At 42.4% G+C, this 12,171-nt stretch carries 13 protein-coding genes; 9 read left to right on the top strand and 4 right to left on the bottom strand.

Annotated elements, in window-relative coordinates:
* Nucleotides 1-527 precede the first annotated feature (527 nt).
* Complete coding sequence (locus C7459_RS24125; RefSeq protein ID WP_109687369.1) at nt 528-665, bottom strand: recombinase family protein; 138 nt, start codon at nt 663-665, stop codon at nt 528-530.
* Between the two features lie 164 nt (nt 666-829).
* Nucleotides 830-1,030, bottom strand: coding sequence for an ATP-binding cassette domain-containing protein (locus C7459_RS05955; RefSeq protein ID WP_109687367.1), 201 nt, complete (start codon nt 1,028-1,030; stop codon nt 830-832).
* 277 nt (nt 1,031-1,307) lie between these two features.
* On the opposite strand from C7459_RS05955, the gene C7459_RS05950 reads away from it, so the two are divergent.
* The 5 genes from C7459_RS05950 to C7459_RS05930 all read left to right on the top strand — a co-directional run bounded on the left by C7459_RS05950 (nt 1,308) and on the right by C7459_RS05930 (nt 7,953).
* Nucleotides 1,308-1,907: a matrixin family metalloprotease gene (locus tag C7459_RS05950; protein ID WP_109687365.1), complete on the top strand. Its 600-nt coding sequence runs from the start codon at nt 1,308-1,310 to the stop codon at nt 1,905-1,907.
* 19 nt (nt 1,908-1,926) lie between these two features.
* Nucleotides 1,927-2,655 carry a hypothetical protein gene (locus C7459_RS05945; protein ID WP_109687364.1) on the top strand — a complete coding sequence of 243 codons (729 nt, stop codon included), beginning with the start codon at nt 1,927-1,929 and terminating at the stop codon, nt 2,653-2,655.
* A 656-nt stretch (nt 2,656-3,311) separates the two neighbouring features.
* Nucleotides 3,312-4,094 (top strand): hypothetical protein, encoded by a 783-nt coding sequence (locus tag C7459_RS05940; protein ID WP_109687362.1) that lies wholly within the window; start codon nt 3,312-3,314, stop codon nt 4,092-4,094.
* Entirely contained in the window at nt 4,084-5,589 is a 1,506-nt protein-coding gene (locus C7459_RS05935) for an ATP-binding protein (RefSeq protein ID WP_109687360.1), read from the top strand. Before C7459_RS05940 ends, C7459_RS05935 begins: the two co-directional genes overlap by 11 nt.
* A gap of 864 nt (nt 5,590-6,453) precedes the next feature.
* The gene (locus tag C7459_RS05930; RefSeq protein ID WP_109687358.1) at nt 6,454-7,953 is read left to right on the top strand and encodes a malate:quinone oxidoreductase; all 1,500 of its coding nucleotides are present in this window, start codon (nt 6,454-6,456) and stop codon (nt 7,951-7,953) included.
* Nucleotides 7,954-8,352: 399 nt separating this feature from the next.
* On the opposite strand, the gene C7459_RS05925 is transcribed toward C7459_RS05930, so the two are convergent.
* A complete protein-coding gene (locus C7459_RS05925) occupies nt 8,353-8,649 on the bottom strand; it encodes a hypothetical protein (protein ID WP_109687356.1) in 297 nt (98 codons plus the stop codon).
* Between the two features lie 57 nt (nt 8,650-8,706).
* Between C7459_RS05925 and C7459_RS23195 the strand changes: the two genes are divergently transcribed.
* From C7459_RS23195 to C7459_RS05915, 3 genes are all read left to right on the top strand, one after another.
* Nucleotides 8,707-8,859 carry a hypothetical protein gene (locus C7459_RS23195; protein WP_170119299.1) on the top strand — a complete coding sequence of 51 codons (153 nt, stop codon included), beginning with the start codon at nt 8,707-8,709 and terminating at the stop codon, nt 8,857-8,859.
* A gap of 107 nt (nt 8,860-8,966) precedes the next feature.
* Nucleotides 8,967-10,073 carry a ParA family protein gene (locus C7459_RS05920; protein ID WP_109687354.1) on the top strand — a complete coding sequence of 369 codons (1,107 nt, stop codon included), beginning with the start codon at nt 8,967-8,969 and terminating at the stop codon, nt 10,071-10,073.
* An 8-nt stretch (nt 10,074-10,081) separates the two neighbouring features.
* Nucleotides 10,082-10,768, top strand: a complete 687-nt coding sequence (locus C7459_RS05915) for a RelA/SpoT domain-containing protein (protein WP_109687352.1) — start codon at nt 10,082-10,084, stop codon at nt 10,766-10,768.
* Between the two features lie 184 nt (nt 10,769-10,952).
* Here the strand turns inward: C7459_RS05915 and C7459_RS05910 are convergent, their stop codons facing one another.
* Nucleotides 10,953-11,705, bottom strand: a complete 753-nt coding sequence (locus C7459_RS05910; RefSeq protein WP_109687350.1) for a hypothetical protein — start codon at nt 11,703-11,705, stop codon at nt 10,953-10,955.
* 131 nt (nt 11,706-11,836) lie between these two features.
* Between C7459_RS05910 and C7459_RS24120 the strand changes: the two genes are divergently transcribed.
* Complete coding sequence (locus C7459_RS24120) at nt 11,837-12,118, top strand: DUF7662 domain-containing protein (RefSeq protein WP_425450718.1); 282 nt, start codon at nt 11,837-11,839, stop codon at nt 12,116-12,118.
* The last annotated feature ends 53 nt before the right edge of the window (nt 12,119-12,171 follow it).

The raw sequence follows: 12,171 nt of genomic DNA, 5'->3' as shown, positions 1-12,171 counted from the left end.
AGGAGTACAGTCAACATGCCGAAAATGATCATACCGATCTCACCCCCTTTCATGAGGGGATGAGCCGACCGCCCTTGAGGAGCCTATTCAGTTGTGCTGATTGTATTCTATCATAGGAGATTTAATGAGGGAACGCTTGTTCTTGAGACCGAGATGGAAAATGTCGTCGGTTGAAGGTTGTGTATTACTTGTGATACGGTGAACCTTATCATCGTTAAGTGCGAAATATGTAGTAGAGGGGAGACCTCAGCCAACAGCTATGTCCTGTTGGCTGAGGTCTTTTTCTGTTGGGGTCTTGTGTGGGATTTCTATATTGAAGTTGATCTCATCGAGCGTGCGTTGCGGGGTTAGTGTAGTGTCCTTGACCAGTGTCTTAAGGAACATCTTTTTCCTGTCTGGGTCTTCTTGCAAGGAGCTTTTCAGCTTCGTTTACGACCAGCGTCCCTTCTACATTGTCGTAGCCGAGGATAGTTCGGCCGTTCCATTCATCTTCCTTAGCTTTTTGCTTCATCCCCTAGCCTGACGTTTTAACCAAGGGTTTCCCGCTCCAATTGGGCAAACGTACCGAGCAAAGAGAAGAAGGCACGACCGTTAGGCGTAGTGGTGTCAAATTGCTCGGTGATTGAGCAAAATTCCACGTTGTGACGTTGAAGCTGTTTCACGATTGTCCATTGATCGTGCTAGTTACGGGAAGGCGAGACAGTTTCCAGCAGATAACTTTGGAGAACAACCGTTATTCAGGGCTTCTTTTTTGGAACTGACTATGCTGATCTGGTATTCACTTGTAGCGGGCTTGGCAGGGGCAACGATAGGTTCAACTTCTCCAACGTCACCGAGTACCTTGATAAAAGGGCTTTTGAGGAAGAGTTGGAAGAAGATCGGGGAGATGACCGCGCCCTCGACTGGTGCCGGAATCATAGGTCATGTCATCGACGATGATCTTCAACAGAGTCGATTTGCCAGCCCCGATGACGCCGATCAAGACGACGCGCTCGCGGTCTTGCACGATGATCGACGCCCCGTCGAGGATGACGTCGGTGCCGTAGGATTTTTTTTATGTCGTTCGCTTGCATGAGTATCATCTTGGTATCACCTTATCTCCTAAAACTAGTTTTTTTAGTGTACCGTACAAGGGGGGGAGTAAAGAAGGGCGGCCTTTTTGGCTGACCGTGTAACCAATAAGCATTGGGATACGTCATATCCTATAGAAAACGAAATGGAAAAAGTTATCTGAAGTATATTTAAATTGAAATCTCTATGTTACTATATGAAAGGGGTGTTAAATCTTTTCATAAGGAGTAAGAGACATGAAAAAGGGATTCTTAGCGGTCGTGGCTTCTGCCTTGATTGGGTTCGTTCTCGTCGGTGATGTGCAGGCGGCGTATGGGTACAACCTGTTTGGCTACACTCTGAACGGCGGCGTCGGCAGTTACGGGAACGCCAAGCGGTATTACTTCGTGGATTCCTCTGCATCGGGAAGTTCCAGTGTTATCGACACCGGGATGAGTGAATGGGTCAACTCGACGGCGCGGACGGGGGTGACCACTTCGGTTTCGTACCGAAGCACGACCACGCAATCATCGAGTGTGATGGACTGGTATGCGGGGAACTACTACGATGCGTCTCAGGGTGTCATCGCGGAGACGGAGTTCTGGATATACAGCACGAAAGTCGCCCCCACGGCGCAAAACTGGGGTTGGAACAAGGAAAAAATCAACTCTGTCACATACAGCCCGCTGTCCGATTGGGACGAGCGCGGTTCCGTCGCCCATGAAATTGGCCACGCCTTCGGTCTCGCGCACAGCAACAGCAATCCTTATGCCATCATGTGCCAACTCTCAAATGGGCGTCAAGTGCAGTCGGCGACGGCAGATGACCTGAACGGGGTCAACGCTCTGTACCATTAATTGAAGGGAGATTCAAAAAATGAGCAAACTTCTCCTCGCCGTATTGGTCGTTGCTGCGATGGGTGCTGGCGTGTACTTTACAGGAGCCCACACGAAGGCTTCCCCCAACGTGCAGCCGGCGGTGACTGCTGCGTCCGCGTCGTCGGTCGCTTCGCAAGAGCAGGGGCAAGACATCGAGCGTGTCGAATCCCAAGCGGATTTTGCCAAGCTGTACAACTCGTACGAAGATCTGGCACAAAACGCGGAGATCATTGTGGTCGGCAACGTGCTGGAGACGAAATCTGTAGATTACACGCCGCAGGGCTTGAATGAGGCACAACCGCAGACGGTCTCGTACGTGAAAGTCACGAAGTCCTTCAACTCCAATGCCAAGGAGGGCGATCTCTTGACCTTCGTGGAAGCGGGCGGCGTCACCACGAAGAAAGCGGTCGGCCTCGACAAAAAAGTCGACCTGCCAAAAGAGAAGTGGAATGACAAAATCCAGATCGACTTCAACGGTGTTCCGGCGATGAAACCCACTGAAACCGTGTTGTTGTTCGGGGTGAAGCCGCAAAGCGACTTCCGTGTGATCGACGAGCCGTACTACTACGTGCTGGGTGCGCACCAAGGCAAGTTTTTGATCAAGGGCAATTCGGTGGAACGTGCGGTACCGGGCCACATGAAGGACGAACTGAACCCGTTGTCCGCACAGCTCTCCGATCTCGACGTCAAGCTGAAGGGCTTGGCGGCAAAGCAAGGCCTGAACTAAGTTTCGAAAAAATCCTCTGCCTTTTTGTGGGCTGCGCCCATCTGACGGCACAAAAAAGGAGCCTGTCCGCCCCACGGGCAGATTCGCGTTTATCACGTAGAGCGATACGGTGAGCCTTATTACAAATAGGGAAACGGTGGCGTTGAGAAGTTGTCGCAACATGTGGTAGAATAAACTCACATGAAACGCATAGAATAAAAAGGGACCGCAGGTGCTGGAAACACCTACGGTCGTTTGCACAACTGATACCCATCAAGGGTGTCGACTCAGGTTACTAAGAAATAGATCTCCTAAGCCGCCAAGCTCAAGGGAGGTCTATTTCTTTTTTGTCAGGTTGAGTATGGCCAGGAGTACAGTCAACATGCCGAAAATGATCATACCGATCTCACCCCCTTTCATGAGGGGATGAGCCGACCGCCCTTGAGGAGCCTATTCAGTTGTGCTGATTGTATTCTATCATAGGAGAATAAATGAAGGAACGCTTGTTCGTTAGACCGATATGAAAATGTCATTGGTTGAAGGTTGTGTATTGCTTGTGATACGGTGAGCCTTATCATAATGATATTAGCAACTACTGCGATACATTGTATCTCATAACTATTAGAAGTATAATAATTACGGAAGTATATTATTATACAACTGGGAGTTGTGTGTGAATGTTTACTGATATTGCTAAATTATCGTGCGGAGCGTATGAGCAACATGATAACTGTATTGAAATTTTCACAAACTTATATAACGTGATTTGTAACTTTGAGGACCGTATATTAGAACTCCCACATGAGGATGATGAAACAATACGACTCCTTGGCCCTTTTTATGGTAGGTCATTACTAGAGAATGTTTGTACAACTATCGTGGGGAGATTTGATCCATTCAGAATACTCTTTGTTGGGGAAGTGCAAAAACAGGACAGTTTCGGAATAGCTAGTAGGTCAAAGTCTGCTATTCAATGGTTCGGTGACATTTACGAGAAAGGACTCGAAAATGCAGAGCTAGTTCCCGAGAAAATGTGGAGTTCTAATAAGGATTTTGGTAAGGTTGGAAGGGGACTACTTGGAGATTATTATGGAGAGCTTTACTGGCGGCCAGCTTTCGTTTCATTACTTGACGATACAAATGATTATATCGGAAAACCATATTTATCTGACGAAATTCGAAGTATACCACCGGAACACTTCGTAAAACAAACTAGAGAAGGATTATCTAAACTTTATTCCAAATTAAGTAAGGGAGTCCATAGTGAATTAGTTATTAGATCAGAGTTAGTTTTTGATAGGCCAACTGTTCTACTATTAATGAGCGAAGTAATGCAGTATTGTGCACTTCTTTCATTGTTAAGCCACAAAGTAAAAACAACAATTGGTGCAATGGAATTTGAGGACGCAGTTAAAAGATACGACTCAATTATGGAGCGGAGTGAGAGATATGGAGGATAAATATTTCGATAGTTCACTAATCTTGGCAGCAGAGGACTTTCCAGATGATGAATTTGAAAAATACCATACATTTTCGGAATATGAAAACAAGATTTTAAGAAAATTGATCGCTCATGGTCCAGTCTTATTAAGAGGTGGACGTGGGAGCGGGAAAAGCACGTTAATGAAAGAGGCTTACTTTCGAACCAATAGAGTGCCTGTTTCAACTTCAACACTCGGAGTGTATCTTAGCTTAAGATATCTCCCCTTATTAAAATCTGAGGGTCTAGAATATGAGAAGATATTTTGCAAATTGTTAATTGAAAAAATAAAGAATGTTATCCAAAAGTATATTGAAACAGAGGTTTTCTTTGAACCTGAGCCTAATGTAGGAAATCTCCAACAAGCACTTTTTGATTTATCATCGAAAATCAATAAGAGATTTGTGCTATTTTTCGATGACGCAGCCCATATTGGACGTGAAACACCTTTGAAGGACTTTTTTGATATATTTAGGACGATTTCTAGTAGTTATGTTTCATGTAAAGCCGCAATATACCCGGGCGTAACAGAGTTCGGTACACGTTTTGATTTGTTTAACGACGCTAGTGTAATTGATATAGCTAGGAATGAAGAGGCGAATTCTTTTACTCCATTCTTCGTAGAGTTACTAAAGGTGAGGTATCCAGTTTTAATCACAGATTACGCCTTGAGAACTATTAGTTTAGAACATTTTGCAAGGTTTATGGGTAGAGCTGTAACAGGAAATGTTCGGGCATTTATTTTTGCGTGTAATTATCTTTTGGATATAAAGTATAGTGAAGTTATAGCATTAGCTGACATTGAGGCTACATTAAAATACCTTGCCTCAGAATACTATTGGCCATTATTAGAGGAACTTGAACCTAAGTTAGGTGGTTACGAACCTTTAATTGAACCTACAAGAATTTTAGCTGAAAAGTTATTTCATCTTGTTTCCGAAACACTAGATAAGCCTGATTATGGCCCGTCTTGCCTTGTGCATCGTGAGCATGTCGAGAGATTAAAGAAATTATTTGAAATAATGGAATACGCTGGTTTTATAGTCAAGCGTGATGCTTCTAGAGCGATGAAGTCAGGGGGACGAGGGACTCGCTATATATTGAACTTATGTAATTTAATAGAGGTTATACCCAATAGTAGGCTAACACATGACCTAGTAGAGAAATGGGCTAGCACAGAGAAGGAATATTGTCAAATATTTAGAGGTGGAGAACTCGATAAAATAATTTTGCCAGAAACCAGCGAGAAGAAGGATTTGGGCATATTGGAAATGTCTGTTGAAGTACTCAAGAAGTCAAAGGTCTATCCGTATGGGTTAACAGACCATAAAATCGATATCCTTAAAGAAGGGGAAATAGTAACAGTAAGTGATCTTGCAGAAGCATCAGACGATAAATTATATAGCTTACCTGATATCGGTGAGTATTGGGTTAATCGAATAAGAAGCGTATTAGGACAAGCGATCTGGATGTAAAGGAATCCCGGATCGTCTACTTAGAGCGTCCTTCCAGGATTTCATGCGTGGTGACGGCGCACTCGTCAATATTGTTGATCTTAGTACCTCTTGCTATACACAATCTTACACGCAGCTAACCGTCGAAATAAGCGGTCTACGCGTGGACGACCAACCTATTACCGCTGCAACAGGCGCGATAGAACGGGTTCGATAGGGCCAATTCAATTGTGCTTGTTGTATTCTATCTAGAGGAATTTAGTGTGGAGCGCATGTTCTTTAGATCGAGAGAAAAACTTTACCTGTGTGCCCGAAAGTTTGTGCTTGCTACCACCACAGTGAACCTTATCACAAATAGGGAAACGGCGGCGTTGGGAAGTTGTCGCAACATGTGGTAGTATAAATTCACATGAAACGCATAAAATAAAAAGTGACCGCAGGTGCGGGAAACACCTACGGTCGTTGCACAACTGATACCCATCAAGGGTGTCGGCTCAGGTTACTAAGAAAGAGATCTCCTAAGCCGCCAAGCTCAAGGGAGGTCTATTTCTTTTTTGTTAGGTTGAGTATGGTCAGGAGTACAGTCAACATGCCGAAAATGATCGCGGTAACAAACCAAAGCCTTAACTCTTGCAAGAAACTGAGTTAAGGCTTTTTGTGTGTACGCCCTTGCGGACGGAGTCATCACCCTTCTTACCATCTTAAAATATTTTATAATTATTATATAATAATATATATTAGAATCTAAAGAAATTACAATAAGCAATGATATGGTATAATCGAGATAGAAAAAGGTGTGTTCCAAGGTGGCGCCTTGCTTTTTGTAATCCCTAAGCGGCAGCGCCTATTCTTTTTTTCAAATATTGGAGAAATGGAGAGGTTAAAATGAGCAACATACAGAGAAAAACAGACGTTATCCTAATAGGGGCCGGAGTCATGAGCGCGACTTTGGGAGCATTACTGAAAGAGTTAGCACCGGAATGGGAAATCAAAGTGTTTGAGAAACTCGCAAACGCAGGGGAAGAAAGTTCTAACGAATGGAACAATGCAGGTACGGGCCATGCTGCACTGTGCGAGCTTAACTATACATCCGAAAAAGCTGACGGATCTATAGATATTAGCAAAGCTATAAACATTAATGAACAATTTCAGATTTCAAGACAGTTTTGGGCTTATCTTGTAAACCACAACCTGATCCGTAATCCGCAGGACTTTATCATGCCGTTGCCTCATATGAGTTTCGTACAAGGTGAAAGTGATGTAACGTTTTTGAAAAAACGTTTTGAAGCGTTGTCACACAACCCTCTATTTGAAGGAATTGAATTTTCCGATGATCCTGAAAAACTGAAGGAATGGATGCCGCTTATCATGGAGGGCCGTACATCGAATGAACCGATCGCGGCAACAAAAATCGACTCTGGAACAGATGTCAATTTTGGCGCTTTAACCCGCATGCTGTTTGACCACTTGCAGACTAAGAACGTTGAGATCAACTACAAGCATAGTGTTGAGAATATTAAACGTACTAGCGATGGCTCGTGGGAACTGAAAGTGCATGATATCGATAACGGGAAAATCGAATACCATACTGCAAAATTCGTCTTTATCGGGTGTGGGGGCGGAAGTCTTCCTTTGCTACAAAAAACCGGTATTCCTGAGTCAAAACATATTGGAGGATTCCCGGTAAGCGGACTCTTTATGGTTTGTAACAATCCGGAAGTGATTGAGCAGCACCATGCAAAAGTATACGGGAAAGCTAAAGTTGGTGCTCCTCCCATGTCTGTTCCGCATCTTGATACACGATATATCGACAACAAAAAAACATTGCTATTTGGACCGTTTGCCGGTTTCTCACCGAAGTTCTTGAAGACAGGTTCGAATTTTGATTTGCTAGGTTCTGTAAAACCCAATAATGTCGTCACAATGTTGGCAGCAGGCGTAAAAGAGATGGCACTGACCAAATACCTGATCCAGCAAGTTCTCTTATCGAACGAAAAGCGCATGGAAGAATTGCGCGAGTTTATTCCGAACGCCCAAAGCGGGGATTGGGAGATCGTGATGGCGGGCCAACGTGTGCAGGTGATCAAAGATACTGACACCGGCGGTAGAGGAACACTTCAATTTGGTACGGAAGTTGTTAGTGACGCTGATGGCACGATCGCGGCCTTGCTCGGCGCTTCTCCAGGTGCGTCCACTGCCGTTCACGTTATGCTTGAGGTATTAGAGAAATGCTTCCCACAACATATGATCGAGTGGGAACTGAAAATAAAAGAAATGGTTCCTTCTTATGGCATGTCACTCGTGGAAAGCCCTGAGCATTTCCAAGAAATTCATACTTCCACAGCGCAGACGCTTGGTCTATGCGAAAAAGAACTGGTTTATTAATGAATTATATTATTGGATGACAGTATACATTCGGAATTCGGAAGGTCACAGAAAGTAGTTTAGACATTGGTGTTGAGACAAAGCCACCCTATATAGGAGTGGCTTTTGTGTGTATAAACTGTGGTTTCATCCACTCATTTCGACAGAGGTCATTTTCGTATTGACTATTTCTTTGTCCATTATCAACCTAACAAAAAAACAGACCTCCCTTGAGCTTGCACGCCAGAGAGAGGTCTATTTCTGATTGAACCGAGCATGCAACCTTCATAGGAATCAGTTGTGTAAACGACCGTAGTTGACCAAAACCTACTGTGTTTCCCCCACTGTAACAAGTGAACCGAATGCTTTTGTCAGGCGATGGCCACGAATACGTCTGTGCGAAGTACCTCGGCGGTGAGTTCATCCATCAACAACTGTTCTTCTTCTGCCTAGATGTGGCGTAGAAGAGACTTCAAGTAGCTCAATGGCACGACAGACTTTCCTTGTCCGTAGGAAGTACACGGAGGAAAGAGAGGAGGAGATGAGGGAAGCGGTCAGGCTGAAATATTCGCGGTCCTCCTCCAGCACGAAAAATCGGATGTAATTCTCATCGAGAGAGAACAAATCATGTGCAGTTTCGGAACTGAAAGCTGGCATTAGGAACTGGAAGTCTGCTTCAATGATGTCCGCCAGTACCATAGGCAATTTGTTACTCATCATTAACTCTTTGGATTGGGCATGCATAGAGATGATATAAAATTCGGAGGTGCTGTTATGTTGGACAAGTTCGAGAGGTTTGTGGCCGAACCGGAGATTGTCGAGATGAAGGAGAAAATGCTTGTGATCGAAGCAAATATCAAGGAAGCGGCTGAGGAATTGACATGGGGTGCGTTTTTGGAATGGGAGTTACTATGGGCGGGCAGGTAGGGCTTTGTATAAGAAAATTTCTTATAGTAAAGGAGTATCTTTAGTAATTGAGATTCCTATGTTATAATACTCAAGGAGAAAATAGATGAACATAAGGAGTTTTATTAATGAAAATAATATCTTTGTTTAATAATAAGGGCGGTGTGGGTAAGACTACTCTTGCTTTCCACCTTTCCCATAGTCTCTCTGAGATGGGCTATAAAGTATTAATGATTGATGCGGACCCACAATGCAATCTTACTATTAGCTCTTTGTTTGATGACAAAATAGCAGAGATTTGGGAAAAAGAGGACCAATTTATCGAGGATTTTAAAACAACCAAAGAAAAAATAGGTATTGATAAATTTGATGAAATCAACAGCGAGCCAAGAACGATTCATTATCTACTAAAGACAACGGAGGAGGGGACAGGAGATCTCGAAGTTTTGCCCCCTCCAGTTCAGGTTACTGCAAACTTAGGTTTAATTCCTGGTAGATTATCAATGCATATGTACGAGGATAAAATTGCGGAAAGATGGAATGGGGTTTATCGAGGGGATCCTCTTTCTATAAGAACAATCACCAAAATTCGAAGTTTGGCTGAAGACTATGGCTCAGAGTATGGTTATGATTTCGCTATCATCGATACCTCTCCTAGTTTAGGGATCCTAAATAAAGTAATCATTTCAACAGTCGACGGCTTTCTTATTCCTTGTCTACCAGATATGTTTTCTTTATATGGAATTCGAAATATTGGTGATTATTTATCGAGGTGGAAGAAGGAGTTTGAAACGATTTACAGTTTGATATCAAATGAAAAAAGGGCTCAATTCCCGAGCAGTTTCGTTAGTTTCCTAGGCTTTACAATCTATAATGCAAAAAAATATACGGCTGTAACACCACTTGATCTTGCGCAGGCACACTATAGTTATGCGCTCCAGATTCCAGAAACAGTAAAGGGTTATATCCAACAAGATGTTAGAGCGCATTTAGATGAAACGATGCTTAGCACACCAATTGGCGGAAAAGCAATAATGCATACTCATAATACATTACCTAATATTACTCAGAAGTATAAAAATCCAATGTGGAAAGTGCCCTCTCTTGAATTTTTAGAACAGGAGGATATCGCTACAATTCGTGGAGGCAGTAGAGCTACTTATGAAGGGACAAGGGGTAAGTATATTGAATTTACAGAAGATTTATTGCTAAGAATAGGTACTTTGGAGGCGTAGGGAAAACGATGAGTAAAGAGGTGGCAATTCAAAGCTGTGTGGATGAATACAGTCGGATTCATCATAGGTTTAATCAATTCCTGAACGGCGTTAGAGATTTTTTTGAATTAGAACCTCCATTTAACGATAAGCACACATCAGTGATACATTCAATTAAATATAGACTAAAGGATCCTGATCATCTCAGAGACAAACTTGATAGAAAATGGAAAGACGAAGACCCAATTGTTATTGAAAATCTATTTACTAGAATCACAGATTTTGCTGGGCTACGCGTTCTGCATCTGTACCATGATCAATTTCCAATAATACACGAAAAAATTATTGAAAAAGTAACGTCTAGAGATTGGGTATTTGCAGAATCACCTAAGGCATATACATGGGATCCGGAAATGGTGAAGTTTTATGAAACTTTGGGAATTACAAGTCAACACAAAGAAAGTTATTACACAAGTATACATTATCTTGTAAAGCCTCGTGAGGATAGCTCGATTACATGTGAAATTCAAGTCAGAACACTATTCGAAGAAATTTGGGGTGAAATTGATCATACGATAAATTATCCCCATCCAATTGATAGTGTACCTTGTAAAGAGCAAATCAGAGTTCTATCAAAGTTAGTATCAACTGGGACAAGGCTGGCTGACTCAATATTCAGAACCTACAACAATCATTTAGAAATAAAAGGAGAATGACTTTTCGAATATGTAGACGGGTTATTCTATTAGACATACAGTAAAAGCGATATGGTGCCCCTTACCATAAGCAATATAAGACTAATGAAATAGCCTCTCCGAGACGGTTCAAGGGAGAGGCGTTCTCTATAAGAATTCCAAATATGAAGAACACCCTCACGTAATGTGAGGGCATGCGCTGAGATCATATTGGGCTTTGGCTGGTAACTTTCAGCAACTGCTCCACTTTGTCTTTTAAAAGGCTAAGAACGATCCCCCTGAAATTAATTGCACAAACCAACACCTGAATTTGTTGATCAGGTGTTAGTGCATGAAACCTTGGCTCGTTTTTCAGGAGGTTTTTAATTATTTTCAAACTATCCTGGGACAATCGTTTTGCATTGCCTTTCTCCAATCCAGCCCTTTCGAAAAGAAAGTATTTAACATCGGTGCTGACTGGTAAGCTCTCGATCCAGTTCATAGTTTTTTCTGAAGTATTACTGTTAATAAACATGGCGGGTATATTGTTGTCATATTCGTAGTTGGTGCGGAGGAATTTGATCGAAAAACCAATTTTCTTTCTGTGGGCATCAAGTTGAACTTGAGCTTGTTTTAGCAAATCTAGAACGGATTGCCTGTTTGGTTTTGTCGAGTCGCCTCTGTTGGACAGACGATGCAGTAATTTAAACAATCGTTGATTTCCTAGTTCACTGTCATCTTCAACAATACAGGGAGCTAGTTTTTTATTTGTGTGGTTACAGAGAAAGTCATAACGATCATAACCACCAACAAGGTAGAAGAAATCCTCGTTCTGATCTTTCTCAACAGCTAGCAAGAGATCGTAATCAAGCAAGTCTTTTTTCAATTTACTCATTCTTTTGAGGTAAGCTGCTGTGGTTTCAAGTTGAAAAATAGGTCTTATTTTATCTAGAGGAATATATTGGATTCTGGTATTCATCAAACATCCCCCCCTTTAAGGGATGTATATGATTAGAATAAATTGTCCAATTCCCTTGGATATTGATATTCTAAATAACAAATGTACACACAAATTCATGGTGGAACTTTGGTAGGGAAAAAGAGAATACAATGTGGATTCAGGAGGACAGAACTTACATGTACGATGGCAAATACATTAAACTATATCATTACATCAAACGAATAGATGACGAAGTAGATGCAATCACGTTGACGTGCAGACAGATTGAAGAAATCCTTCAGTTTAAACTCCCAGCTTCAGCCTACAAACATCGAGCTTGGTGGGCGAATGAACAAAAGGGGACTCACACGCATTCCCGTGCGTGGAGGTATGCGGGGTGGAAAACCACTGACGTAAGAATTGGTGAAAAAATTACATTCGTTAGAGAATGATAATAAGAACGTGCGTTCTGTTTTTCTGTATGCTACAATAGCAGTATGAAGGA

This window comes from Tumebacillus permanentifrigoris (assembly GCF_003148565.1).
Lineage (GTDB): Bacteria > Bacillota > Bacilli > Tumebacillales > Tumebacillaceae > Tumebacillus > Tumebacillus permanentifrigoris.
This window is presented reverse-complemented; position numbering and strand designations above follow the sequence as displayed.